At 66.9% G+C, this 25,222-nt stretch carries 25 protein-coding genes and 1 pseudogene; 17 read left to right on the top strand and 9 right to left on the bottom strand.

Annotation, left to right across the window (positions count from 1 at the left end):
* Positions 1-4: 4 nt before the first annotated feature.
* From H9X80_RS01520 to H9X80_RS01505, 5 genes are all read left to right on the top strand, one after another.
* Positions 5-1,618 (top strand): peptide chain release factor 3, encoded by a 1,614-nt coding sequence (locus H9X80_RS01520; RefSeq protein WP_204792598.1) that lies wholly within the window; start codon positions 5-7, stop codon positions 1,616-1,618.
* A gap of 216 nt (positions 1,619-1,834) precedes the next feature.
* Positions 1,835-2,452 (top strand): DUF1349 domain-containing protein, encoded by a 618-nt coding sequence (locus tag H9X80_RS01515; RefSeq protein WP_204792597.1) that lies wholly within the window; start codon positions 1,835-1,837, stop codon positions 2,450-2,452.
* Between the two features lie 58 nt (positions 2,453-2,510).
* Positions 2,511-2,642: a hypothetical protein gene (locus H9X80_RS09215; RefSeq protein WP_275100667.1), complete on the top strand. Its 132-nt coding sequence runs from the start codon at positions 2,511-2,513 to the stop codon at positions 2,640-2,642.
* Positions 2,643-2,780: 138 nt separating this feature from the next.
* A complete protein-coding gene (locus H9X80_RS01510) occupies positions 2,781-3,803 on the top strand; it encodes a DUF2207 domain-containing protein (protein WP_204792596.1) in 1,023 nt (340 codons plus the stop codon).
* Positions 3,804-3,812: 9 nt separating this feature from the next.
* On the top strand, positions 3,813-4,811 hold the full coding sequence (locus H9X80_RS01505) for a DUF2207 family protein (protein ID WP_204792595.1): 999 nt from the start codon (positions 3,813-3,815) through the stop codon (positions 4,809-4,811).
* A 79-nt stretch (positions 4,812-4,890) separates the two neighbouring features.
* Here H9X80_RS01505 and H9X80_RS01500 read toward each other — a convergent pair whose 3' ends face one another.
* Positions 4,891-5,559 carry an MBL fold metallo-hydrolase gene (locus H9X80_RS01500; RefSeq protein WP_204792594.1) on the bottom strand — a complete coding sequence of 223 codons (669 nt, stop codon included), beginning with the start codon at positions 5,557-5,559 and terminating at the stop codon, positions 4,891-4,893.
* A gap of 62 nt (positions 5,560-5,621) precedes the next feature.
* Positions 5,622-6,431 (bottom strand): SDR family NAD(P)-dependent oxidoreductase, encoded by an 810-nt coding sequence (locus tag H9X80_RS01495; protein ID WP_204792593.1) that lies wholly within the window; start codon positions 6,429-6,431, stop codon positions 5,622-5,624.
* 244 nt (positions 6,432-6,675) lie between these two features.
* Here H9X80_RS01495 and H9X80_RS01490 point away from each other — a divergent pair, with 244 nt between their 5' ends.
* On the top strand, positions 6,676-7,176 hold the full coding sequence (locus H9X80_RS01490; protein ID WP_204792592.1) for an NUDIX hydrolase: 501 nt from the start codon (positions 6,676-6,678) through the stop codon (positions 7,174-7,176).
* A 72-nt stretch (positions 7,177-7,248) separates the two neighbouring features.
* On the opposite strand, the gene H9X80_RS01485 is transcribed toward H9X80_RS01490, so the two are convergent.
* On the bottom strand, positions 7,249-7,722 hold the full coding sequence (locus H9X80_RS01485; protein ID WP_204792591.1) for a universal stress protein: 474 nt from the start codon (positions 7,720-7,722) through the stop codon (positions 7,249-7,251).
* 358 nt (positions 7,723-8,080) lie between these two features.
* Positions 8,081-8,788, bottom strand: coding sequence for a DNA alkylation repair protein (locus H9X80_RS01480; RefSeq protein WP_204792590.1), 708 nt, complete (start codon positions 8,786-8,788; stop codon positions 8,081-8,083).
* Positions 8,789-8,908: 120 nt separating this feature from the next.
* Between H9X80_RS01480 and H9X80_RS01475 the strand changes: the two genes are divergently transcribed.
* Together H9X80_RS01475 and H9X80_RS01470 are read left to right on the top strand one after the other, a co-directional pair.
* A complete protein-coding gene (locus H9X80_RS01475) occupies positions 8,909-9,235 on the top strand; it encodes a hypothetical protein (RefSeq protein WP_342590847.1) in 327 nt (108 codons plus the stop codon).
* Positions 9,236-9,425: 190 nt separating this feature from the next.
* Positions 9,426-12,920 carry a DEAD/DEAH box helicase gene (locus tag H9X80_RS01470; protein WP_204792589.1) on the top strand — a complete coding sequence of 1,165 codons (3,495 nt, stop codon included), beginning with the start codon at positions 9,426-9,428 and terminating at the stop codon, positions 12,918-12,920.
* 88 nt (positions 12,921-13,008) lie between these two features.
* On the opposite strand, the gene H9X80_RS01465 is transcribed toward H9X80_RS01470, so the two are convergent.
* Together H9X80_RS01465 and H9X80_RS01460 are read right to left on the bottom strand one after the other, a co-directional pair.
* Positions 13,009-13,569 carry a flavin reductase family protein gene (locus tag H9X80_RS01465; RefSeq protein WP_204792588.1) on the bottom strand — a complete coding sequence of 187 codons (561 nt, stop codon included), beginning with the start codon at positions 13,567-13,569 and terminating at the stop codon, positions 13,009-13,011.
* Between the two features lie 509 nt (positions 13,570-14,078).
* Entirely contained in the window at positions 14,079-14,414 is a 336-nt protein-coding gene (locus tag H9X80_RS01460; protein ID WP_204792587.1) for a winged helix-turn-helix transcriptional regulator, read from the bottom strand.
* Positions 14,415-14,540: 126 nt separating this feature from the next.
* Between H9X80_RS01460 and H9X80_RS01455 the strand changes: the two genes are divergently transcribed.
* Positions 14,541-15,086, top strand: a complete 546-nt coding sequence (locus H9X80_RS01455) for a flavodoxin family protein (protein ID WP_204792586.1) — start codon at positions 14,541-14,543, stop codon at positions 15,084-15,086.
* A gap of 383 nt (positions 15,087-15,469) precedes the next feature.
* On the opposite strand, the gene H9X80_RS01450 is transcribed toward H9X80_RS01455, so the two are convergent.
* A complete protein-coding gene (locus tag H9X80_RS01450; protein WP_204792585.1) occupies positions 15,470-16,330 on the bottom strand; it encodes a LysR family transcriptional regulator in 861 nt (286 codons plus the stop codon).
* Between the two features lie 122 nt (positions 16,331-16,452).
* Between H9X80_RS01450 and H9X80_RS01445 the strand changes: the two genes are divergently transcribed.
* From H9X80_RS01445 to H9X80_RS09035, 5 genes and pseudogenes are all read left to right on the top strand, one after another.
* A complete protein-coding gene (locus H9X80_RS01445) occupies positions 16,453-17,310 on the top strand; it encodes an aldo/keto reductase (protein ID WP_204792584.1) in 858 nt (285 codons plus the stop codon).
* Positions 17,311-17,429: 119 nt separating this feature from the next.
* Entirely contained in the window at positions 17,430-18,332 is a 903-nt protein-coding gene (locus H9X80_RS01440; protein ID WP_204792583.1) for a DUF5131 family protein, read from the top strand.
* A gap of 4 nt (positions 18,333-18,336) precedes the next feature.
* Complete coding sequence (locus H9X80_RS09210; protein ID WP_342590846.1) at positions 18,337-18,855, top strand: aldo/keto reductase; 519 nt, start codon at positions 18,337-18,339, stop codon at positions 18,853-18,855.
* Positions 18,852-19,223 (top strand): annotated as a pseudogene (locus H9X80_RS09405) (aldo/keto reductase); the annotation flags it as partial. The gene H9X80_RS09210 and the pseudogene H9X80_RS09405, both read left to right, overlap by 4 nt.
* A complete protein-coding gene (locus tag H9X80_RS09035) occupies positions 19,153-19,626 on the top strand; it encodes an aldo/keto reductase (protein WP_428832964.1) in 474 nt (157 codons plus the stop codon). The pseudogene H9X80_RS09405 and the gene H9X80_RS09035, both read left to right, overlap by 71 nt.
* A 96-nt stretch (positions 19,627-19,722) precedes the next feature.
* Here H9X80_RS09035 and H9X80_RS01425 read toward each other — a convergent pair whose 3' ends face one another.
* Entirely contained in the window at positions 19,723-20,631 is a 909-nt protein-coding gene (locus H9X80_RS01425; RefSeq protein ID WP_204792580.1) for an ROK family protein, read from the bottom strand.
* 26 nt (positions 20,632-20,657) lie between these two features.
* Positions 20,658-21,428, bottom strand: coding sequence for a GntR family transcriptional regulator (locus H9X80_RS01420; protein ID WP_204792579.1), 771 nt, complete (start codon positions 21,426-21,428; stop codon positions 20,658-20,660).
* Between the two features lie 309 nt (positions 21,429-21,737).
* On the opposite strand from H9X80_RS01420, the gene H9X80_RS01415 reads away from it, so the two are divergent.
* The 3 genes from H9X80_RS01415 to H9X80_RS01405 all read left to right on the top strand — a co-directional run bounded on the left by H9X80_RS01415 (position 21,738) and on the right by H9X80_RS01405 (position 25,212).
* Positions 21,738-23,138, top strand: a complete 1,401-nt coding sequence (locus tag H9X80_RS01415) for a glycoside hydrolase family 1 protein (RefSeq protein WP_204792578.1) — start codon at positions 21,738-21,740, stop codon at positions 23,136-23,138.
* Positions 23,139-23,271: 133 nt separating this feature from the next.
* Positions 23,272-24,666, top strand: a complete 1,395-nt coding sequence (locus tag H9X80_RS01410; protein ID WP_204792577.1) for a PTS sugar transporter subunit IIC — start codon at positions 23,272-23,274, stop codon at positions 24,664-24,666.
* Between the two features lie 243 nt (positions 24,667-24,909).
* Positions 24,910-25,212, top strand: coding sequence for a PTS sugar transporter subunit IIB (locus H9X80_RS01405; protein WP_204792576.1), 303 nt, complete (start codon positions 24,910-24,912; stop codon positions 25,210-25,212).
* Positions 25,213-25,222: the final 10 nt, after the last annotated feature.

The raw sequence follows: 25,222 nt of genomic DNA, 5'->3' as shown, positions 1-25,222 counted from the left end.
TTCCATGCCCAGCCTTGCCGAGGAGATTGCCTCTCGGCGCACGTTCGCCATCATTTCGCACCCGGACGCGGGCAAGACCACGCTTACCGAGAAGCTGCTGCTCTACACCGGCAGCATCCAGACCGCCGGCTCCGTCAAGGGCAAGGCCAGCGCCAAGCACGCCGTCTCCGACTGGATGGACATCGAGAAGCAGCGCGGCATCTCCGTGACCTCGTCGGTACTGCAGTTCACCTACGAGGGCCACTGCGTGAACATCCTTGACACCCCGGGTCACCAGGACTTCTCCGAGGACACCTACCGTACGCTCATGGCCGCCGACTCCGCCGTCATGGTGATCGACGGTGCCAAGGGCGTGGAGGCGCAGACCGTCAAGCTCTTCAAGGTGTGCGCACTGCGCGGGATCCCCATCTTCACCTTCGTCAACAAGCTCGACCACGAGACGCGCGACCCCTTCGACCTCATGGAGGAGATCGAGACCGTGCTCGGCATCGGGACGTACCCGATGAACTGGCCCATCGGCAACGGGCGCACCTTCCGCGGCGTCTTTGACCGCGCGAGCCGCCACGTCCTGGCCTTCGAGGGCGACGGCCGCGCCAACGCCACCAAGAAGGTCGGCGAGATCGAGGCGGAGCTCGGCGACCCGGCGCTCGACGCGCTGATCGGCGAGGAGAACCACCGCGCCCTCATGGACGACATCGAGCTGCTCGACGGTGCCGACCACGAGTTCGACCTCGAGGCCGTGCGCACCGGCAAGCTCTCCCCGGTGTTCTTCGGCTCGGCACTCACCAACTTCGGCGTGGAGCCCTTCCTGCGCGACTTCCTGCGCCTGGCGCCCGCGCCCTCCGCGCACGTCGACGCCGAGACGGGCGAGCCGGTGGACCCTGCGAGCAGGGACTTCTCCGGCTTCGTCTTCAAGATCCAGGCCAACATGGACAAGAACCACCGTGATCGCATCGCGTTTCTGCGCATCTGCTCGGGGCGCTTCGAGCGCGGCATGGACGCCTGGCACGTGCAGGGCAACCGCAAGGTCAAGCTGGCCACGGGCACGGCGATGATGGCCGACGACCGCGCCACGGTGGACGAGGCGTACGCCGGCGACATCGTGGGCCTCTTCGACCCCGGGATCTTCTCGATCGGCGACACGCTCTGCGCGCCGAGCCACCACGTGCGCTACGCGGGCATCCCCACCTTCGCGCCGGAGCACTTCGCGCGCGTCTCCCAGGTGGACACGCTCAAGCGCAAGCAGTTCGTGAAGGGCATGGAGGAGCTCGCCCAGGAGGGCGCCGTGCAGATCTTCCGCGAGCTCGGCGCCGGCATGGAGAGCGTCATCGTGGGCGTGGTGGGCGTGCTGCAGTTCGAGGTGCTCGAGCAGCGCCTCAAGAGCGAGTACCACGTCGAGGTCTACCGCCAGGCGCTGCCCTACACCGAGGTGCGCTGGGTTGAGAACCCCGCCGACGAGCTCGACGTCCGCACGCTCAACCTCACGCGCGAGACGCTGCGTGTGGAGAACATGCGCGGAGAGCGGCTGCTGCTGTTCACGAGCTCGTGGAACCTCCAGTGGGCGCTCGAGCACAATCCCGACCTCAAGCTTTCGGAGTTCGGAAACGTGACGTTCTAGGGGCGCGGCGCGGCCCAAACATGCGGCGTTTTCTAACGCGCATCACACCACCATCTACCTGCAGTGATACAAGAAAGAGCAGGTAGATGGGGTGTTAGAAAACGCGGCACGTCACGGCGTCCCGCGCGTCGCGCCGCCTGGCCGCGTCCCGACGGACGCGGTGCGCTATCCTGAATGCGACCACTGGATGCGACCACGCATAAGAGGGGAGCGCCCATGGCAGTCGATCTCTCTGCGTTCGGCTGGACGCGCGAGCCGGCGAGCTGCACGGTCGGCGAGGACCTCGTCGAGGTGACCACGCGGCCCCACACCGACCTCTGGCAGCGGACGTACTATCACTTCCGCAACGACACCGCGCCGGTCCTGCAGATGGAGACCGACGAGCGATTCTTCTCGTTCACGGTGCGGACGTCCTTTGCCGAGGCGTCGCACCGCTTCGACCAGTGCGGGATCGTGCTCTACCTCGACGCCGAGAACTGGCTCAAGGCGTCGGTGGAGTACGAGGACGGCGTCATCGCGCACCTGGGTAGCGTGGTCACCAACGGCGGGTGGTCGGACTGGGCCACCACCGAGGTGGGCGCCGACGTGCGCGAGATGTGGTACCGCCTCAGCCGCCGTGAGGACGACTACCGCATCGAGTGCTCCCGCGACGGCGAGCACTTCCAGCAGATGCGCATCTGTCACCTGGCCGCGGGTGCCGGGCGCATCCGCTTTGGCATCTACGCGGCAAGCCCCGAGGAGAGCTCGTTCACGGCGCGCTTCGACCACTTTGACCTGGGCCCCTGCGCTTGGGCGGCCCACGACGGCCAGCAGCCGGACGCTGACCTGGCGTAAGGTGCCGCGCGCCAGGCCCGTCCCGGTCCCGAGACCGCCCGACACGGAAGGATGCCCCATGTTCAAGACGAAGAGCCCCGTCCCCTTCATCGTGTGCACGGTGATCGTCATCGTCGTGCTCATCGTGCTGTACCTGACAACCGGGCAAACGAGCGGGGAGTGGCACGGCAGCTGGAGCTTCACGTTCTAGGCAGCGCCTGGCGCAATGCGCCGCGCCCCTTCCATCTGCGCCGGCCACGACACCTTACGCTGCGCTGACGTGCGTCTGGCATCATGGCGGCAGCGAAGGGGGGTGTGAGCCGGGCGTGTCGGCTGCCTGGCTCGGTCGATGTCTCTTTTGGGGGTCGAGTTCCCGCGGGACGTGGTGAACACCGCGTTTGTCGCCGTGTTTCTCGGCGTTCCGCTGGTGATGTTCGTGGTGGCGCAGATTGTCTCGGGGATTCGGACCCGGCGCGCCGCAGCTGCGGAGGAGACGCCCCCAGAGCCGCCCGAGCCGCCCCGGGAGCCCGTCGAGGAGCTCCCCGACGACGTGACGCCCGAGGCGCTCTGCGGCTACTTCTGCGGGTACGGCGGGCCGCGCTGCGTGGCGCTCACCGTCCTCGGGCTCCTGCGGGACGAGCGGCTCTCCCTGGTGCCCACGGCCACGCCCGAGGAGGGCGCCTGGCACTTCGAGCTGCTTGACACGATAGACGCGGAGCGCGAGCCCCTCGCTGCTGCCGTGGTTGGCCTCTGCATGCCCACGGGGGCCGTCGAGCCCACCGCGGGCGCGGCGATTGCCCGCTTTGAGGAGAAGCCGGAGGAGGCGAGCGACCTGGTGAGCGCGCTCGACGCCGGGGCGAAGCACCGGGCGCGCGAGGCGGGGTTTCTGGAGCCAAAGCGCCAGAAGCGCGGTACGGACTCAGCGCTTCCCCTGCTCACGTTGGCGTTCATAGTGGCGGGCATCGCGCTTCGCGGCCTCACGACGCTGCCCGAGCTCACGGGGATCGGGTGCGTGTTCGGTGGGCTCGTGGCGATGCTGGCTGCCGTGGTCACGCTGGCGAGAAGTGACACCACGAGCCGCGGCCTCGACGTGCTCGCCCTTGCCGACGCTCATCGCCGCTGGATCGTGGGGCGCTACCGTGCGGGCGCGGCGCTTCCCGGGGAGCCCGCCAAGGTTGACCGGACGCTGCGCTTTGCCATTGCCTACGGGCTGGACGAGGAGGTCGTCGCCGAGCTTGCGCGTCGCTCGGGCGATACGGGCATCGAGTGGTTCCTCACGCCGCCGTCAGACGGCGTGCCCTCGGCCTTTCGCATGCTCTGTGACGTGTCGCGCGTGGCGCGCTACGAGGCTGCACACGCGAGTGACGACTAGGGGGGCGCCATGCTGGGCATCGTCAGCAACTTCCTGTACTGCGTGGTCCTGCCGTACGTGCTTGCCGTTGCCATGGCGCGCCTCTCGGACCGGGCGCGGTTCGCCCACGTGGACCGGCGCGACTTTGCCGACGGCTACCTGCGCGAGCCGCCGAGCTCGGACGAGCCGGCCCTCCTTGCCCGCGTGGTCGGCGCAGGGGAGGGAAGCATGGTCACCGCGACGCTGCTCTCGCTTGAGCGGAAGGGCGTCGTGAGCGTAGACCGCACGACGGAGCCCCCGGCCCTGCGGCTCGGCGACGACCTTGAGCGCGAGCCCGCCCGCCCGGGCGCCCGGCAGGCCGAGGGACAGGGGCGGGGAGACGTCCTCCTGAGCCTTTCTGTGGGCGTGAGGGAGGGGCGCCTCTCGGCCTACGAGCGGCTGGCGCTGGACATGGTATTCATTGACGGGCGCCTGAGCGCCACCGCCCGCAGCCTCTCCGAGGCGCGCCTTGCGTGCCCGGCCTACGTCAGACGGCTGCGGCATGCGCTTGCGGCCGAGGCTGACCGCGACCTGCACGCGCGCCACCTGGTCGAGGGGGTCTCCCCCTCCCTCCTGTGGCTTGCCGTGATCGTGGTCGTGGCCTACGTCCTCGTGGGGCTCCTTGTGGTCGGCCTTGACGTGGCGCCGATGGTCCTCTTCGGGTTGCCGGGACTTGCCGCCCTGGTCTCGTTCTCGCGCCCGCGCGAGGTCTTCACCGCCGAGGGGAGGACGCTGCTCGTGCGCTGCCGTGCCTTCCAGCGCTATCTTGCGCACTTCACCCACCTGAGCGAGGCGCACCTCACGGACGTGACCCTCTGGGGGGAACTGCTCGTCTACGGCGCCGCCGTCCACACCACGAGCGTCGTCGATAACGAGCTGATGCCGGCGGCGCTGATAAAGGATGCTCCCGTGGCGCCGGCGTGGTACGTGGCCTACGTGCGCGGGGGCTGCGGGAAGCCGTCCGGGTGCCCCGAGCCGCCGCGCGGCTGAGGGCGCGGGCCGGGGCGTACGGCGGGCAGCGTGCGGATGGGCCGCTGCGGCGGCACGTTCTTCTCGCCGTGTGCGACCCCTAGCGCTCCAGCTTGCGCACGACCTCGATCGTGGGGTTCACGGTGGACGCAAACGTGTCGAAGTCGGCATAGGTGCCGACGATGCTGCCGTAGTGGATGGGCACCGCGACGCGCGGGCGCAGGGCGCCCACGAAGACGGCCGCCTGGCGTGGGTCCATCGTGTAGGTGCCGCCGATGGGCACGAGCGCAACGTCGCAGCTCACGGTCTCGTTGTCCGGGTTCTGGTCCGTGTCCCCGGCGCAGTAGTAGCGCGTGGGGTCGCCGTCCAGGGTGAGCACGTAGCCGAGCCAGCCGTTGGTCTGCGGGTGCATGCCCAGGCGCTCGGGCTCCACGTTGTAGGCCGCCACGGCCTCCACGGTGAGCCCCGGCAGCTCGAGTCTCTCGCCGGCGTGCATGAGGTGGGTCGCCGCCGCGCCCAGGCCCGCCACTTCGGCAGCCATGCTGGCGGGCGCCACGAGCACGGTCTGCTCGCTCATGACGCGGGCCGCGTCCTCGGGCGAGAGGTGGTCGTAGTGGGTGTGGGTGATCAGCAGGTAGTCCGCGTCGTGCGCGGCCTCGGCGTCGGTGAGGTGGAAGGGGTCGAGGTAGACGACGGTGCCGCCCGGCCCCTCGATGCGGATGGCGCTCTGGGTGAACACGCGGACGTTGTCGAGGGTCTTCTCGGGCATGGCGCTCTCCTCTCCCGGACGGCGACGGGCCTGCGGCAAGTCACGGCCGCGATACCTCGATTCTAGTCCTCGCGCCGTGTCACCCGGGCGTCGAAGCGGCCCATGAGGGCGCGCTCGAGCCCGATGAAGACGGGGTAGGGCATGAGCTTGGCCAGCACGTAGAACGCGCGCATGTAGAGCGAGGGCACGCAGAGCGCCCGTCCCGCCCGCGCCGCGGCGAGGCCGCGCCGGGCCACGCGCCCCACGTCCTCGAAGCCGGTGAGGCGCGCCATGTCGGCCGCCACGTCGCCGGCGCCCGCGTGGTCGAGAAAGCCGGTGCGCATGAACTTGGGGCAGAGCGCGGTCACGTGGATGCCCACGGGCCCGAGCTCCTCGTTGAGCGCGCGGGAGAAGTCCAGCACGAAGCGCTTTGCCGCCGAGTAGACGGCGAGCTCGGGCTGCGGCACGAAGGCGGCCACGCTCGCCACGTTGAGGACGCGCGAGCCCACCCGCATGTGGGGCAGCGAGCGGTACGTGAGCTCCACGGGCGCCAGCATGAGCAGGCGCACCATGTCCGCCGCCGCGCCGGCCGGCTGGTCCGCGAACGCGCCGAAGGTCCCGAACCCGGCGTTGTTGACGAGAAGGACCACCCGCGTGTCGGGCCGCTCCGCGAGCGCGTCCTCGAGCACGTCGAAGGAGGCCGGGTCCGTGAGGTCGAGCGCGAGCGGGCGCACCGGCGTGGCGCAGGCGTCCGCGAGCTCGGCGAGGGTGCCGGCGCTTCTGGCAACCGCCCAGATCTGGTCGAGCCGGCCGAACGCGCCCGCGTCGAGCTGGCGCACGATCTCCCTGCCGAGTCCCGAGGAGGCCCCGGTCACGATGGCGATGTCGGTCATGTCTCCCCCTTTCTGCGCTGATGGCTCCTGTTATACCGCCCGGGGTTCTTCTCGCCTCGCTTGCTGGGTAAAATGCGCCGATTTCTAACGGGGCTCCTAGCTGCGGATTTGCAGAAAAGCGCAGGTAGACGGCTTGGTTTTGGTGTTTAGAAATGGCTGGTTGTTAGTGGCCGCGCAGCCGCGCGGCCGCCGGGCGCGCGGCCCGCTATCATTCATCCCAAGGAGACGCATCCAAGGAGGCCCCATGGCAACGCCTGACTTCATCCTCGCCCTGCGCAAGAAGATCGGCCACGACCCACTCTGGCTTGTTGGCGTGACGGCCTACGTGGAGGACGGCGCGGGCCGCGTGCTGCTCGGCCGCCGGGCGGACACGGGCGAGTGGGCGCTCGTCTACGGCATCAACGAGCCCGGCGAGGAGCCGGCCGCCACGGTGGTACGCGAGGTTCGGGAGGAGACCGGCGTGGACGTGGTGCCCACCGACCTCGTGCGCGTGAAGGCAGCCCGCGAGCTCACCGTCTACGCAAACGGAGACCAGACTCAGTACCTTGACCTCATGTTCACCTGCCGGCTTGCGGAGGGCGGCTGCTCCGAACCGCGCGTGGCCGACGACGAGAGCCTCGCGGTGGGCTGGTTCTCCCTGGACGAGCTGCCGGAGCCCCTGGCCGCGTCAACGCGGGAGCGTTTTGCCGCGCTGCTCGCGTGGCGCGAGGCGGGGACGTCCCGCGCGCTCTTCTCGCTGGGTTAGGGTGCGCGCCCCGGGGCTGGGGTCCTGAATCCGGGCCGTAGGCCCGCGCCCCGAGACGCACCTGCAGTCGCGCTACCGGACCGTCATGACCGGCACGTCCACGGAGCGAAGCACGCCGAAGCTGACGCTGCCGAGCATGCCGCGCAGCGCGCCGAGGCCGCGCCTGCCCATCACGACCAGGTCGATGTCGTGGCTCTCCACGTAGTCGGCGATGCCCTCCACCGGAGAGCCCGCGATTACCGCGTCCGCCACGATCTTGCACTGGGCGTCGTCGCGCGACTGGTCGACGACCTCCTCGGCATCTGCCACCGCGCGCTTGACCGCCGTGTCCATGATGCGCTCGTAGCTCGAGGGGTCGGCGATCGCGTACGGCGTCTCAAAGCCCTCGCCCAGAAGCGTTGGGTTGGGGAGCGCCGCGGACGGGATGACGGTCACCACGTGCACCTTCGCCTCCGGGTACTGGCCCGCCATGCCCAGCGCGACGTGCAGGGCGCTCTTGGCATGGTCGGACTCGTCATAGGGAACCAGAATGTTCTTGAAGAACATGGCGACCTCCTTCGAACGTCGCGGGCCGATGCGCTTACCTGCGTTATACCCGTGCTCGCGGCGGGGAGCCGTCCGGTCGGTGAACGAGGGCGAGAAGCCCGGGGATGGCATGGGGCCACCGTCGCGACGGGTCTGTGCGAAGGCAGCGGCTTGGCTGGGCGCACGCCCGCCCGTCCGCAACGGGGTACGTACACCCGCCCCCCCGGGTACGTACACCCGCCCACCGGGTACGTACACTATTGCAACGTTGATGTTCTTCTCGCCACCTCAACTACCTGCGGAAACGTCGGACGACCTGGCGAGAAGAACGTTGGGGAGTGTACGTAACCTAAAGGGGAGTGTACGTACCCTCAAAAGGCTACCGTGAGCGCACCTTGAGCGACTGCAGGTACGCCTTCTGCTCCGGCGTGACGCGGCGGCTCTCGCGCGCCTTCTGCAGGGCCTTGTTGTGCGTCCACGCGTCCAGCCGCGGCGGTCGCGCCTCAAAGAGCGGCAGCGTTGCCTCGGCCTGCTTTATCAGCGCAAACGAGAAGTACCACGCCCGCGCCATGTTGACGTAGTACTCCGGGCGGCTGATCGCGGCGACCACCTCAAGCTGCGCGGGCTCGAAGGCGTCGTCCAGGAAGAGCTCCATGAGTTGGGTCACGCCGAAGCGCACCACGTACTCGGTGCGCGGGCCCTCGGCGGCCGCCCATAGGCGGATCTTCCCCAGCACGGCGGGAAGCGCGCTCCGGAAGGCCGGCACGCGGATGAGGTCGCTCGTGGCCCAGTTGTCCACGTACGGCAGGAAGCGGTCGAGCAGCGCGAAGGCCTCGTCTGCCGAGCCCGCAAGCAGCCCTATGAGCTCGCCGTGGAGGTTCATCTCGTCGTAGGTGACGTGCGGCAGCGGGGCCGCCATGAAGGCCCGAGCCTCGTCGGGGCGACGGCGCGCGAGGTCGCGGGCGTAGCGGCGCAGCTCGGGCAGACGTACTCCCAGGACGCGCTCGGGTGCCACGGTTGGTATGAGCTTTGCCTGGAAGTCGCGGTAGGCGGAGTCCGCCAGCGCCGCGAGCTCGTCACGGATCACAGGTCCCCCTCCCTCTGGACGCGTCCCGAATCAAGTGACTCCATTATTCTCCCACATGCTCGCTTTTTGACGCGAGAGCCTTCTCCTGGCGTGCGCCACCGAGGCGCATGTAGGTGGCTCGTGTTCGGGGTGGACCATGAAAAGGCGGCAGTGCCAGGCCAAGGGGTGGTCGCGATGACGTATCCGTACCTGACCATGGCCGACAACGTGGAGGTCGTTCACTCAGAGCTCATTCATGACAATGGTGTTGATAAGGTGTTCGTTCATTTTGAGCGTCCGACGGGAGACGGATTTGATTCGGCGCGTTGTGAGCTTCCCTTGTATATGTGGACTGAGTGGGAGGGGCATTTCATTGCAGAGGGGCACGCGGAGTTCGGGGCCTTCCTGAGCGATAATGCCCGCCTCATCTATCGCTATGCCCCTAATGGGGGAGTGAAGGTTGCTTAGCTTTTTTCATAGGCGGCTATCACGTGTTCATCTGGTCCGATGAGGCGGGAGCTCTTCTTGGTGGACGAGATCAGCTTCTATTGCTGATGCTCTGCCGCAGGGGCCCTCTGGCCGTTTGGCACCCCGTGCGTCATTGCCCGTCGAGCGGCTATAGTTGCCTCAACACAAGACGCAACCACGGGATGGGCGCATGGATGAGAACCGCTTGATAGAGCTGGTTCAGAACGAGGCGGCGCTCCCCTCCACCTACGGGAGGGGGCTTGCGCTGGCGCGCGACGGCGGTGTCATCAGCTGCGAGGCGTCCGTCGGCGCCCTTGGCTCCACGACGTCCATAACGGGGCTGGTCAGAGGGTTGCGCGGTAGCAGCTATCACGTTGAGGTGCAGGTTGACGAGTCCGAGGCGGAGCTGCTGGACTACAGCTGCGAGTGCGTCGCCGCATCCAGCTACGCGGGCATGTGCAAGCACGAGGTGGCTCTCGTCCTCGAGTTTCTTGCGCGCAGGGGGCTGGGGCTCGTTGCCGCCGCCGCACGTCGTCCGCCCGCCAGGACCGCGCCCACGCTCCCTCCCGTGCGTGCCTTGCCCACGAGCCCGGCAATCCGCCATCTCATGGAGGACCTTACCGAGCGTCGGCTGCGTGCCACGGAGGCCTCGACCCCCGGTTGCCGGCGAGAAGGACGTGCCCCCGCTGCTCCGCCTGAGCCCGTCGAGCTTCTTGCCACGCTTCTGCCCGCTCGGGACGCCTACTACGATGACCCTGCCTGGTGCGTGAAGCTGCGCGTCCGTCGCGGGAGCGCCTCGTACGTGGTGAAGAGCATCTCTGCGCTGGTGGAGGCATGCCGGACCGGGGCTACGGTCACTTATGGCAAGGGGCTCTCCTTTGCCCACGTGGGCGCGGCGTTTTCGGAGCGCTCTCGTGCCGTCGTGGCCGTCCTCTCCCGCGTGACGGCCAGCCAGGGGGCGCTCTTTGCCTCGCGATGGAAGTATCAGCAGGTCGGGCGGGGCGCTGACGTCAAGGAGCTGCCCGTCTCGGACGCCGACGTCATCGATCTGCTGGACGCGCTCCAGGGGTCCACGGTCTCCCTTGAGCTCAGTGACGGCCCCTACGGGTCACGAGGGCCGACGCGCCAGCTTGTGGTAGGCAGGGGAGATCCAGAGGTCCGCACCCGTCTGGAGCGTGCCGGCGACGGAGGCTATGACCTGCTCGTTTCCGGGGCGCTCTGCAGCTTTGCCGCGGCTGGTCGCCTATACGTCCTAGACGAGGGGCGGGCCCTGAGCTGCTCCTCGGACTACGCCCTCCGTGCCGCGGGGCTTCTCGGCGCACTCCTTCCCGCAGGTCGGGGCATGCACGTCGCACCTGCGGACGTTTCGGCCTTCTGTCGGGACGTCCTGCCCGTCCTGCGGGCGGCAACGGGCCTCGACGCGCCGGCTGAGCTTGATGAGCTCGTCCCGCCCGAGGCGGCCTTCACGTTTGCTGTGGGCCTTGACGACGGGCGTGTGACCTGCGGCGTCACCGTGGCCTACGGTGCCTGGGAGCACGGGCTCTACGGGCCGGACCGTCTGGAGGACGAACGCGCCCGCTGGTCACCGCGCTTGGCGGACCGTCGCGTCCCAGCGCGCGACCTTGTGTCGGAGTATCGCGTCATGGACGTGGTGGAGGCGTACTTCCCCGGGGGGCGCCTTGAGGCAGGTGAGCTTCCCGGCTTTGACGAGGATGACGACGATCTGCTCTTTGACCTGCTCACGCGTGGTCTCGCGGAGCTTGACGCCCTCGGCGAGGTCCTGCTCTCCGAGCGCCTGCGCCGCATCGAGGTGCGCGACAGCCCCAGCCTCACCGTGCGTGCCACGGTCACGAGCGGCCTTCTGGACGTGGCGCTGGATGCGAGCGGCCTCTGCCCGCAGGACCTGGACGCCTGTCTCTCCGCGTACCGGCGCCGCCAGAAGTTCGTGCGCCTGACCAGTGGAGACATCATGCGGCTGGGGGAGGGCGCGGCCGCCGTCGACGACCTCGCGACGGGTCTGGGCGTCTCCGTGGAGGAGCTCGCCGAGGGTGTGTCCAACCTGCCCGTCTATCGCGTGCCCTTCGTGGATGGCCTGCTCAAGCGAGCGGGCGGCCTGCGCCTCTCGCGCAACGACGCCTTCCGTGCCATCGTGCGTGAGCTGGACACCTTCTCTGACGCGGACGTGGAGGTTCCGCCCACGCTTGCGGGCGTGCTGCGACCCTACCAGCTCGACGGCTTCCGCTGGCTCCAGCTGCTCGACCGTCTTGGCTTTGGCGGCATCCTCGCGGACGACATGGGGCTCGGCAAGACGCTCCAGGTGATAGCCCACCTTCTGGCCTGCAAGCAGGCCGGCGAGAAGAACGTCGGGGGAGCGGCTGTCGGCGAGAAGAACGCCGAGTCGGGTGCTTTGGGCGATGGGGCCGCGAGTCCCGGGGCCCTTCTCGCCACGACGCTCGTGGTGTGTCCGGCATCGCTCGTCTACAACTGGATGTCCGAGCTCGAACGCTTTGCGCCCGAGCTCGACGCCGTGGCCGTCCTCGGCACCAAGCCGGCGCGCGGAAAGGTGATAGCGGCAGCGGCGGACCACGACGTGCTCGTGACCTCGTACGACCTCATGCGCCGTGACGTCGACGCCTACGCTGGCCAGCGCTTCTCTCGCGTGGTCCTTGACGAGGCCCAGTACATCAAGAATCCGCTGACCAAGGTTGCCCGTGCCGCAAGGCTCCTTCCCGCGCGGACGCGGCTGGCGCTTACGGGGACGCCCGTCGAGAATCGCGCGTCCGAGCTCTGGAGCATCTTCGATTTCCTGATGCCGGGCGTGCTCGGGAGTCGGGACGAGTTCGCAAAGACCTACGAGGGTCCCGTGGAGGGCGGCGACGAACGTGCCGCGGAGCGGCTGCGCTGCCTGGTCTCCCCCTTCATCCTGAGGCGCCTCAAGGCCGACGTGCTTGCCGACCTCCCGGAGAAGACGGAGAGCGTGGTCACGGCGCGCATGAGCGGGGAGCAGGAGAGGCTCTACCGGGCGAGCGAGGAGCTCCTGGCGCGTCAGATCGCCCGAGAGCTGCCCGTCGAGTTCAGGAAGAACAAGCTCCAGGTACTTGCCGAGCTCACGAAGCTGCGACAGATCTGCTGCGACCCGTCGCTTGCGTTCGAGGACTACACAGGAGGCAGCGCCAAGCTTGACACCTGTCTGGAGCTCATTGCTGGCGCAGTTGACGGTGGGCATCAGGTGCTGCTGTTCTCGCAGTTCACCACGATGCTTGGCATCATCGCGCAGAGGCTTGACGCGCGGGGGATTGCCCACTTTGAGCTCACCGGCTCCACGACCAAGGAGGAGCGTCGACGGCTGGTGGCGCGCTTTCAGGCGGGGGAGGCGCCCCTGTTTCTCATCTCGCTGCGAGCCGGCGGCGTGGGGCTCAACCTTACGGCCGCCGACGTGGTGATTCATTATGACCCGTGGTGGAACCTCGCCGCGCAGAACCAGGCCACAGACCGCGCCTACCGCATCGGGCAGGAGCGCGCGGTCACGGTCTTCAAGCTCATCTGCGCAAATACCATCGAGGAGCGTATCGTGGCGATGCAGGAGTCCAAGCGCGAACTTGCCGAGCGCCTGATCTCCGGAGAGGGCGTGCGCTCTGCCAGGCTCAGTCGCGACGACGTGCTGGCACTGCTGCAGGGTGCGTAGGGCAGCTGACAGGCGGGGGGCACGCGTCGGATGACGTGTGCCCCCCGATGGTTCTTCTCGCCAATTTGCCCGTCGTCCGACTCCGGAGCTACATGAGCTCCTTGCCCACCTTCCAAGCGCCGCCGACCTCCTCGCCGACCACGCGGTAGGTCATGTGCGAGCTGTCGTAGACGAGTGGCTGCCACTTGCCAAAGTCGACCTTGCCGTCCTCGTCCAAGATGCTCTCGTCCACGAGCACGTTTACGACCTTGCCCACGATGCGGGCGCCGTGCTCGTCACCGTCGACGGAGGTGACCTCGCACTCCATCGTGAGCGGGTACTCCTCGATCACGGGCGCATCCACGTGCTCGGAGCGGGTGAAGGTGAGGCCGCTCTTCTCGGCCTTGTTGACCTTGGTGCCGCTCTCGATGCCAAAGTAGTCCGCGGAGACCACGTTGGCGCGGTTGGCCGGCGCCACGGTGAAGGCGCCCTTCTTGACGATGTTGGCCGTGGTCTTGTGGTCGCCGATGTTGAAGCAGACCTCGTGACGGGTGCACTCGCCGGCCCACGCGGCGTTCATCGCGTTGGGCACGCCGTTCTCGTCGTAGCTCGCGATGATGAACACCGACTGCGGGAACAGCTCGCCCGCGTCTCCCAGGCTCTTCTTCATGAGGGCCCTCCTTTCCGGCGCCGTGCGCCGCTCGATACCGGTTACCCGTAGTATCCGCCTGCGCGATTGGCTCGGCCAGTACTGGCTTTGCGGACTGGTACTTACCAAAGGGAAAGTGCTCAGGCGGCTCTCGCCCCCCCTCCGCTCTAACCGCGCTGTCGTGCCATCGAGATGGTCGTCCTTCTGCTTACGAAAACGCAGCTGTTGCGCTCTTTGTTCCGGCGTGTGCTTAGAAAACGCTAGGTGTTGCTCGAGTTTCCCGGTTGTGGGCTTACGGAATTGAGGTTGATGCGTCCCAGGGAGGTCCGGCAGACGCGTCGCCCATGATTTTCTAAGCGACTGAACGCTCAGAGGCCGCAACGACCGTGATTCTCTAAGCGGTTCGGCACCCCGAGGCCGCAACGACCGTGATTTCGTAAGCGCGCGACGGGACAGCGCCCGCAACGTCCGTCACTTCGTAAGCGGTCCGCGCGTCCCGGCCCGGGCGCTCCGCCCCCCGCACCCCTGCATTACGCGGGACGGTGCTGGCTGCCCCACTCGCACATGAGGTCGAGCACGGGCACGAGCGAGCGGCCGCGCTCGGTGAGGCTGTACTCCACCTTGGGCGGGATCTGCGGGTACTCCTCGCGGTGGACGAGCTCGTCGGCCTCCAGCTGCTTGAGCGTGGAGGAGAGCGTCTTGTACGAGATGGTGCCGATGTAGCGCTGCAGCTCGTTGAAGCGCACCACGCCGAACTCCATGAGCGCGTAGAGCACGGTCATCTTGTACTTGCCGTTGATGAGCGAGAGCGTGTACGAGAAGCCCGTCTCGCCCAGGCACTCGTCGGATATGCAGCGGTCGGTCATCCGGTCTCCTTAGCACTTTCCAAAAGGTAAGTACTAAACCTTAATGTGCGTACTTATCACTATGAGAGCAGTTTCCTACGATTGTCCTGAGACGGCAAGGGGCCGTCCGTACGGAGAGGAGCAACTATGGGCAAGAAGGTCGTCGTCATCACCGGGAGCCCGCGCAAGGGCGGCAACAGCGCGTCGATGGTCGACGCGTTCGTCGACGCAGCGCGCTCGCTCGGGCACGAGGTCACGCGCTTTGACGCTGCGTTCATGAAGGTGGGCGGATGCCACGCGTGCGAGACCTGCTACAGCACCGGTAAGGCGTGCAGCTTTGACGACGACTTCAACGCCATGGCCCCGACCATCCTTGAGGCCGACGCGCTCGTCTTTGCGACGCCGGTGTACTGGTACTCGTTCCCCGCGCAGATCAAGGCCGTGATCGACCGCATCTATTCGCTCGTGGTGGGCGGCAAGGACATCGCCGGCAAGGAGTGCGCGCTCATCGCCTGCTGCGAGGAGGAGGATCCCACGGTCCTCGACGGCGTGCGTGTTCCGATGGAGCGCACAGCGGCCCTCAACAAGTGGGAGATGGTCGGCGAGGTGCTCGTGCCGGGCGTGCTCAACAAGGGCGACATCGAGAAGACCGACGGATGTGCCCAGGCGGCGGAGCTGGCCGAGAAGATCTAGCGCTCGAGCGCTCCGCTGGCCTGGCGCCAGCGCGGCGCGCTATCTGCGGCTGCTCGCTCGGCGGGCTCTTCTCGCTGTATGCGTTCACGCGCGACGGGCGGCTCGCGGCGTGCGCGTGCGTCTCGGGATCGGTCTGGTACGAGGGATGGATGGGCTACCTACGCGGCCCCGCGTTTCCCGGGTGACGTCGCGACCTCCCCTTATTATGTGGGCGTGCCTACAAGGGGAGGCACCATGGGTATGGCAGTTGTGTCCGGCGGGGCCGACGAGCATCAGGGGCTCGTGGGCTGGGCGCGCCCGGCGTCCGGGACTCGAAGAGGATGCTCGGGCTGCTGCCGGGCACCTCGACGCTTGCGAGCCCCGGATGCTTGGTGGTGGGTCGCTCAACCCCGTCGGGCGGTTCCCTGCGACCGAACCCAGTCGAAGAGCTGGCGGACGGTGTCGCGCGCGTCGGCCCGCGTGGCGAGCCAGAACGTGAAGTGCGCCCAGTCGCCCTCCACGGGCACGATGGCGCGGCCGGGCACCTGCGCCTCCAGGTAGGGCGCGTCGGTCGTGAAGACGCAGTGCGGCGTCGTGCGCGCGAGCCGGCTGAACACCGAGCGGTCGCGCTGCTCGATGAGGGTGGCGTGCGGAAGGGCCCGGTCCACGGCGTCGCGCCACACGCCGATTTCGGTGAAGATGAGGAAGGTCTGCCCGTCGAGGTTATCGGCGGTCACGTTTGGTCGCGCGGCCAGCGGGTGGTTGGGCGGCAGCGCCACCGAGAGGCTCTCGCGCATGAGCTTGCAGGAGAGAAGGTCCGCCCCCGCGGGCTTCTCGGCAACGATTCCTAGGTCAAGGGCGCCGTCCGCAAGTCCGCGCAGCGCCTCGTCACCGCGAATGGTCTCCGAGGTGAGGGTCTCCTCCGGCAGGCGCTCCACCATGAGGCTCGTGAGGCGCCAGAGCGGCGCCGGCGCCACCGTGCCCACGCGCAGCGTCCGCGCCCGTTGGCCCACGGCAGCGACCGCCTCGCGCAGGAGCCGCTCGTCGCGCAGGATCTGGCGCGCCCAGTCCACCGCCACGCGCCCGGCCTCGTTGAGCGCCACGCGCCGGCCCGCCCGGCTGAGCAACGCCTGCCCGAGCTCGGCCTCGAGCCGCTGGATTGAGCGGCTGAGCGCCGGCTGCGAGACGTGCAGACGACGGGCGGCCGCCGTCATGGTGCCCTCGCGCTCGAGGGCGTCCAACTGGCGCAGCTGTTCGAGCTCCATGGCGTCACGTCCTTCTTGCCTCATGCGTACTACGCATAAGCATCTTATCAAAAGGCATTTTACACCAGTACTGGAGCGCCTGATAATATGCATCAAGCACATCAGCGAGAAAGGAAGTGCCCATGCAGACCATCACCATGAACGACGGCCACGCCATCCCGCAGCTCGGATGCGGCGTGTACATGATGAACGGGGACGAGCTGAGCCGCCTTATCCCTACGGCGATCGAGACGGGGTATCGCCACTTTGACACGGCGAACGCCTACTTCAACGAGGTGGCGCTCGGCAGGGCGCTCGCCGAATCGGGCGTTCCGCGCGCAGAGCTGTTCATCACCTCCAAGCTCTTTCCGCAGAGCTATCCTACCGGGCAGACCGGCCCGGACATCGATGCGACCCTGGAGCGCCTGGGTACCGACTACCTCGACCTGCTGCTGCTTCACCAGCCCTATGGCGCCTACGTCGAGGCCTGGCCTGCGCTCGAGGACGCCGTGAGCGCGGGCAAGGTGCGCTCGATCGGCCTCTCCAACTTCCCGGTGCACAAGATCGAGGAGATCATGCGGGTGGCCACCATCAGGCCGGCGGTGCTGCAGGTGGAGCTCAACCCGTACTGGACCCAGCACGAGCTGCGGCACGAGCTGGAGCGCATCGGTCTGGGTGACGTGACGCTGGAGAGCTGGTATCCCTTTGGGCACGGCGACGCCGAGATCATGAGGGAGCCGGTGCTCGTCGAGGCGGCACAGGCGCACGGCAAGTCGGTGGCACAGGTGATTCTTCGCTGGGCGCTGCAGGAGGGCGTCGTGGTGTTCCCCAAGACGCTCAACCCCGAGCACATGCGCGAGAACTTCGACGTCTTTGGCTTTGAGCTCAGCGCAGACGAGATGGCGCGCATCGACGCGATTCCGCAGCACCCCTACTACGTGGTGCCCGAGGACGCGCCGGATTTCGTGCTCGTGCACAACGACTACAGCAAGCAGATCTAAGGCGGCGGAAGGGGCGCGCTCTACCGCTCTACTAGACTCGGGCGGGCACGCGACGCAGCGGAACTGAGGCACAATGATACGAGGGGACTGTCCCTTCGTATCATTGGAGGGCACTGCTCATGCATGACATCTGGAACCCGTGGCACGGGTGCCGCAAGGCGAGCGAGGGCTGCGCCAACTGCTACATGTTCACGATGGACCGCTGGCGGGGGCTGGACGGCTCCGTTGTGCGGCGCAACAAGGCGGGGTTTCGCTACCCGCTGGCGCGCAGCCGCGACGGCTCGCTCAAGGTGCGCCCCGGCGAGCTCATCCGCGTGTGCATGACCTCGGACTTCTTCGTGGAGGAGGCGGACCCCTGGCGCGATGAGGCCTGGGACGTCATGCGTCAGCGTCCCGACGTGCGGTTCTGGCTGCTCACCAAGCGCCCGGAGCGCTTTGCCACGTGCCTCCCGGACGACTGGGGCGAGGGCTGGGACAACGTCATGCTCAACGTCACCTGTGAGAACCAGCGCCGTGCCGACGAGCGGCTTCCGGTTCTTCTCGCCACGCCGGCGCGCCACAAGGGCGTCATGTGCGCCCCGCTCATCGGGCAGGTGGACATCGAGAGGTACCTGGAGCTGGGCGATCACGGCGGGGGCGGCGTGCGCGGCTGCGGCATCGAGCAGGTCATCTGCGGCGGCGAGAACTATGAAGGCGCCCGCCCGTGCGACTTCGACTGGGTGCGCCTGCTCTCCGCGCAGTGCCGCGCGCATGACGTGACGTTCGCCTTCACCGAGACGGGCACGGTCTTTGTGAAGGACGGGCGGACCTACCGCCTGCGCGACCACCGGCTCCAGTCCGAGCAGGCGTTCAAGTCCGGCGTGAGCTTTGCCGGCCGGCCGATCGAGTGGCACCTGCACGACCCGCTGAGGCTGCCGATCCCCGCCGAGGAGCTCTACCAGCCCAGCTTCCGCGAGCGCTGTAAGACGTGCGGGCAGCGCCTCATCTGCAACGGCTGCTCCGCCTGCGGCCGCTGCGCATGAGTCAATGGGGACAGGCCCCTTTGTCTCATGCAGTGCGCCGCTTTTCCGGAAAGCGTGGCATATGCCCCCGAAGCGGGAAAACCGACCGTTGAACACAGCCGGCCGCAACGCAAGGCTGAGAGCATGGGCGTCGCCCGCGGCGGCCGCAGACAACTCACTGGAGGCAGATCATGGACACGGACTACATTCCCATGGAGAGGGCCGGCAAGCTCTGGGCTTTGGCCTCATGCGCCTGCCGCACAAGGGCCCCCTGACCGACGTCGAGCAGGTCAAGCAGATGGTCGACCTGTTCATGGAGGCGGGCTTCACCTACTTCGACACGGCGTTCGTGTACGCGGGCAGCGAGGCCGTCATCCGCAAGGCGCTCGTCGAGCGCTACCCACGCGCGTCCTACACGCTGGCCACCAAGCTCAACGCGTTTCTCATGGCACCCACCGAGAAGGCCGCAAAGCGGCAGTTCGACACCTCGCTCGAGCGCACGGGCGCGCGGCGCGCGTGGAAATCGGATAGGGGGAGGTCATGAGGACGCGCCTGCTCGGGGGCATCGCCGTGTCGGAGGTCGGCATGGGCTGCATGGCCTTCTCGCACGGGTACGGCAAGATCCCACCCGAGGACTACAGCGTCGAGGCTATCCGCGGGGCGTATCGCCATGGCTGCACGTTCTTCGACACGGCGGAGATCTACAGCCCGGGACTCTCGGGCATAGGGCACAACGAGCGCATCGTGGGGCGCTCCCTCGCCGACGTGCGCGACGATGTGGTCATTGGGACCAAGCTCTTCCTGGGGTGGTCGGAGGTCGAGCGCTCGGGCTCGGTGTACGGTGCGGTGCGGCGTCACCTCGAGGGCTCGCTCGAGCGTCTGCGGACCGATCGGGTGGACATCTACTACCTGCACCGAATCGGCGGCGCGCGGCATCGGGTTCGTGGCGTTCTCACCCATAGCGAGCGGCCTTCTCTCCGGCAAGGTCACCGAGCGCACACAGTTCGAGCGCTACGACGACGTGCACACGTGGGTGCCGCAGCTGAGCCGTCGCAACATCCGCGGCAACCGGCCCATCGTGGAGCTCGTCGAGCGATTCGCCGCGCGTAAACACGCCACGCCCGCACAGATCTCGCAAGCGTGGATGCTCGCCAAGTACCCCTGCGTCGTACCGATCCCAGGCTCCAAGAACAAGGAGCGCATCATCGAGAACCTCGACGCCGCGCAGGTGGAGCTCACCGACGAGGAGTTCCGTGAGCTCGACGACGAGCTCGGTCGCCTGCATGTCTACGGCCACCGCGGCTTTTCTCGCTAGCCAAAGAGGCGTTCCAAAAGGGGGCAGGACAAAAGTGGGACACGACTGCTCCGCTGCCGTCGTGCCCCACCTTCGCCCGTCCCTTTGGGACATGCGTCAGCGCGTCTGCTCCATGGCGAGGAAGTGCTCGTAGGCGCCGATGAGGTTGGCATCGTTGAAGAACCGGCACGCTACGATGTCCGTCTCGGGGAAGGCGTTGTCGAACGACGCGTTGAAGCGCCTGTGCGCGTCCCGCACGCCCTCCACGAAGAGCGGGTTCTGGCTGATGCCGCCACCGAGGCAGATGCGCTCGGGGTCAAGCCAGCACTGGATGTTGTGGATCTGCAGGGCAATCTCGTCGCACACCCGGCGGAACACGTCGGCAACGACTTTGTCACCGTCCTCGAGCCAGCCGAACAGCTGCCGCCCGTCACAGCCGTCAATCCCCTTTGCCCGGGCAACGCGCTGGCAGAGGGACTTCGTCGAGCAGGCAGACGACCAGAGCTGATCACTTGTGATGGGGTCCCTGGGGTCCTCGGGCCAGGAGGTGAGGACCTTCGATGCCTCACCGGCAAAGAGGTGCGCCCCCCGCAGGACCTTGCCGCCGGCGATAACCCCGCCACCGATTCCCGTCCCGAACGCGAGCACCACGCCGCAGTCGACGCCCTGCAGGTTGCCACGAGAGAGCTCGGCGATCGCCGAGCAGCGCGCGTCGTTCTCAACCTCGATCGAGACACCGAAGCGCCTCTCCCACTCCGTCACGTCAACGTCATAGTTGTAGAGCAGCGCACCGCCCGTCCGGATGTACTTCTGGCGCGCATCGATCTCCCCGGGCATAGAGAGGGCCAGACCCTCGACGTCTCCCATGCGCTCAAGGATGCCCTCGATGGTCTCGAGGAACGCCTCGGGGTCGTGGCTTTCCCCGTCGGGAGTGGGCACCTGCCCCTTACCCTCGATATCCGTACCGCACATGGTGCAGTACTTGATTGCGGAGCCACCTACGTCGAGAACCGCCAGCCTCTTCATGTCTTTCTCCTGCCTTCGCCTTCTGCCTATATGACGTTCACGTCGCGCAGCTCGGAGCGCTTGCCGTTGCTGCATGCGACAGAGAACTCGAAGGGTGTCCCGTCGTCGAGGAAGCCGACCTGGGAGATTTCGAGCAGGGGGGCGCCCGCATCGAGCCGCAGGCGCCCGGCCTCCTCCTCGGTTGCGCCCACGGCGCGGATGATGCGATGGAAGCTCGAGATCTTCAGTCCGAGCGTGTCCTGCACAAACGCATAGACGGAGTGGTAGAGCTGGTCGCGCTTGAGGCCGGGCGTTACGTCGATCGGCATGTAGGTGTACTCGATCGTAATCGGCTCGTTCTCAAGGCAACGCACCCGGCAGAAGTAGTAGGTGAAGTCGTCGGGGGAGATGCTCAGGTGCCGCGCGACGCTCTCGGGCGGGTTCGTGACCGAGAAGTCGTAGACCACCGAGCTCACGCTCCTCCCGCGCGCGCTGTGCGAGGCGGTGAAGCCGATCGGCTGGTCGGACCGGGTGAACCCGAACGCGTCCTCCCGCGCGCCGTCCTCGCCCACGAGCAGCGGGTCGACGGTTCCCGTGTCAAAGAGCTCGGTGGTGTTCTTCACGTAGGTGCCCGACCCGCGCTTGCTGGCGATGAGGCCCTTCTCGGTGAGGATCTCGAAGGCGCGCTTGACGGTGATCTTGCTCACGCCGTAGCGGTCGCAGAGGTCCACGACCGTCGGCAGCTTGTCGTTGGGCGCGAGGTCGCCGCTCTCGATTCGGTTCTTTATGTCCTGGGCAATCGTCTCGTACTTGAGCATGGCGGCCTCCCTCGTGCTTTCTGTGGTCCTCGGCGCTCACCGCGAACGGTCTATTTTTGGCCGCGAACGGTTTGCTTTGGCGGTCAGGCAAGAGGGCGCGAGCTTGTTTCCCAGAGGGCCCGTCGGGTTCGTCGTCCGTGAATCCCCAGCTCATCGACGTGGTTCTCGTCTGACGTAATCCATTATCTTCCTTTGTCTCCGTCTTTGTCGGCAATAAATCCGCTACATAGAGAAAATAAAAGCGCTACAATTCAATCAACAAAGCGCGACAAATAGACGCGCGAAAAGGAGCGAGGAAAAGGAGGCGTCATGGCAGAACTGACCCTGCCCGAGAACTTCTTCTTCGGAGCGGCGATGTCCGGTCCGCAGACGGAAGGGGGCTGGAACGTAGGCGGCAAGCTTGAGAACGTGTGGGACACCTGGTCCAACGAGGACATCGAGGCGTTCTACAACCGCGTGGGCTCCTACGTGGGCAACGACTTCATGCACCACTACAAGGAGGACCTTGCCATCCTCAAGGGCCTCGGACTTGACAGCTTCCGCACGTCGATCCAGTGGAGCCGCCTGCTCGATGCCGACGGCAACATCAACCCCGAGGGCGCGGCCTGGTACCACGAGCTCTTCCGTGCGGCGCGCGAGGAGGGGCTCGAGCCCTTTGTGACCCTCTACCACTTCGACCTCCCCACCTTCCTCTTCCGCCGCGGCGGCTGGGAGAGCCGCGAGACCTGCGAGGCGTACGCCAACTACGTCGAGAAGGCGCTGCACGAGTTCGGCAAGGAGATCCGGTACTGGTTCACGTTCAACGAGCCGAGCGTCGAGCCCGAGAACCGCTATTGGCACGGCGGCTGGTATCCTCAGCACCACAGCTTCCGCGAGGCGGTGGCGGCGCAGTACAACATCTCGATCGCGCACGCGCTCGGCGTCGCCCGCTACCGCGCGGCGCGCGAGGAGGGCGCGCTCCGTCCGGACGCGCGGATTGGCATCGTGTGCAACTTCAGCCCCTCCTACACCAAGGAGGACCCGAGCGAGGCCGACCTCGAGGCGCTGCGCATGAACGACGGCCTCACCACGCGCTGGTGGCTCGACCTTGCGACCAAGGGCAGCCTGCCCGCCGACGTGCTCGAGACCCTTGCCCGCCTTGGGACGCCGGTCCCGGCTCGCCCCGGCGACGAGGAGGTCCTGCGCTCGGGCGTCGTGGACTGGCTCGGCTGCAACTACTACCAGCCCTGCCGCGTGCAGGCGCCGACCCGCGATCATGACGAGTGGGGCAACCCGCTCTTCGCCGAGCCCTACGTCTGGCCCGAGCGCGTCATGAACGAGAGCCGCGGCTGGGAGATCTACCCAAAGGGCATCTACGACTTCGGCATGAAGTGCCGCGACGAGTATCCCAACCTCGAGTGGTTCGTGTCCGAGAACGGCATCGGCATCGAGGGCGAGTACAAGAACCGCGACGAGAGCGGCCAGATTCAGGACGACTACCGTGTCGACTTCGTGCGTGACCACCTCTCCTGGATCGCCCGCGCAATCAACGACGGTGCCAAGTGCAGGGGCTACCACTACTGGGGCCTCATCGACAACTGGTCCTGGGCGAACGCCTTCAAGAACCGCTATGGCTTCGTCGAGGTCGACCTCATGGAGAACTACGAGCGCAGGCCCAAGAAATCAGCCGCTTGGCTCAAGGAGGTCACCACGACGCACGTGGTGAAGTAGGTCCTTGGTCCGGATCGGGAGGAACGGTCCCGGGCTCCCTCCCCCTGGTTCGGTCATCGGATACGCGTCCCCCTGGAGGGGGAGCGCGATGGTACGGCTAATGTTTCCAACAGTTCAGTTAGGAGTGAAAGACATGGCCAACGGACAAAGCTTCCTCGACAAGTTCGCGGAAGTCTCCGCCAAGGTCGGCAACCAGGTGCACCTGCGCAGCCTTCGCGATGGCTTTGCCACCATCATGCCGATCTTCATCCTCGCCGGCCTCGCCGCGCTGCTCAACAACGTGGTCTTTACGTTCCTGTGGAGCGCGGACCCGAGCAGCCCCGGACTCTTCCCGAACGCGGACGTGCTCGCCACGGCCCAGTACTGGGGCAACGCGCTCACGCAGGGTGCGCTCTCCATCTCGGCCATCCTGCTGTGCGCCATGGTGGGCTACAGCTTCGCGAACAACAAGCGCTTTGACAACCCCGTCTCGTGCGTGGTGGTGGCGCTCGCGGTCTTCTTCATCATGATGCCGCAGTCGGTGACCGCCAACCTTGCCGCCTCCTCGCCGCTCTACGTGGCTGACGAGGTGACCACCGCTCAGGTCTCGAGCGCGTTCATCACGGACTATACCGGCACCAACGGCATGTTCACCGCCATCATCATCGGCCTGTTTGCGCCCACGCTCTTCATCAAGGTCTCGGGCATCGAGAAGCTGCGCATCAAGATGCCCGAGGGCGTGCCGCCCGCGGTCGAGAAGTCCTTCAACGTCCTGATCCCGATGCTGCTCACCCTGGGCGTCTTCGGCGTGCTCTCGATGGTTCTCTTCGCGTGCTTCCAGACCGACGTCACCGCCCTTATCAACACCTTCATCCAGACCCCGCTGCGCTCCCTCACCACTAACCCCGTCGGCCTCGTGCTGATCTACTCGCTCGGCGTGTTCCTGTTCACCCTCGGAATCCACCAGTCCACCATCAACGGCGTGCTGGTCGAGCCCATCCTCACCATCGTGCTCGTCGAGGCGACGAGCGTGTACAGCGCCGGCGGCATCGACGCGGTCATCGCCCGCCCGGACCTGTGGCTCAACATGAACGTCATCAACGTCTACGCGCTCATGGGCGGCTCGGGCTGCACGCTGGCACTGCTCCTTGCTACCTTCATCTGGGGCAAGTGGCGTCCCTCCCGCGAGGTGGCCAAGCTCGGCATCCTGCCCGCCATCTTCAACATCAACGAGCCGGTCATCTACGGCTACCCGATCGTGTTCAACATCCCGCTCATGGTGCCGTTCGTGCTGAACACCATCATCGGTATTCTCGTCGGTTACTTCGCCACGGCCGTCGGCCTGGTCAACCCCACCTGCATCCAGGTGCCCTGGACCACCCCGATCATCGCCTCGGGCATCCTGTCCACGGGCGGCGACATCCGCGCCGGCATTCTCCAGATCGTGCTGCTCGTAATCTTCACGCTGATCTACCTGCCCTTCATGAAGGCGTCCGAGACCGCACAGCGCAAGCAGTTCGAGATGGCCTCCGAGAGCGCCGAGAACTAACCCCCCTCAGCGTGCGCGGGGCTCTCGGGCCCCCGCGATCCCCCGGCAGCCCTTTCCGGACGCGCGTCCCGCGCGACCTTCGGATTTGAGCTGCTCGCAGGAGTGCCCGTCCCCCCGCGCACGCACCCCGTTCCACCTCTGTCGTCCAGCATGACGAAAATGGATGCTGACACAGGAAACCAATTCGGACGCCCAAGCGTCCGGAATGCAAGGCCACCCGTGGGTGGCCGGAAGGGAACCACCATGAAGAAGATCATGCTTTGCTGCAACGCCGGCATGTCCACGAGCCTGCTCGTGCAGAAGATGCAGAAGGAGGCAGCGAGCCGCGGCGAGGATGTCGCGATTGAGGCGCGCCCGATGAACGAGGCCATGGACCACATCAACGAGGCCGACGTCATCCTCCTTGGGCCCCAGATCGGCTATGCCAAGGGCGACTTCGAGAAGGCCGTCGAGGGGCGCGTTCCCGTCGCCGTCATCCCGATGGTCGACTACGGTCGCATGAACGCTGCCAAGATTCTCGACGACGTCAAGAAGATGCTCGGCTAGCCAGCGAGGA

It is taken from the genome of Olsenella profusa, from assembly GCF_016900315.1.
Taxonomy (GTDB): domain Bacteria; phylum Actinomycetota; class Coriobacteriia; order Coriobacteriales; family Atopobiaceae; genus Thermophilibacter; species Thermophilibacter profusus_A.
This window is presented reverse-complemented; position numbering and strand designations above follow the sequence as displayed.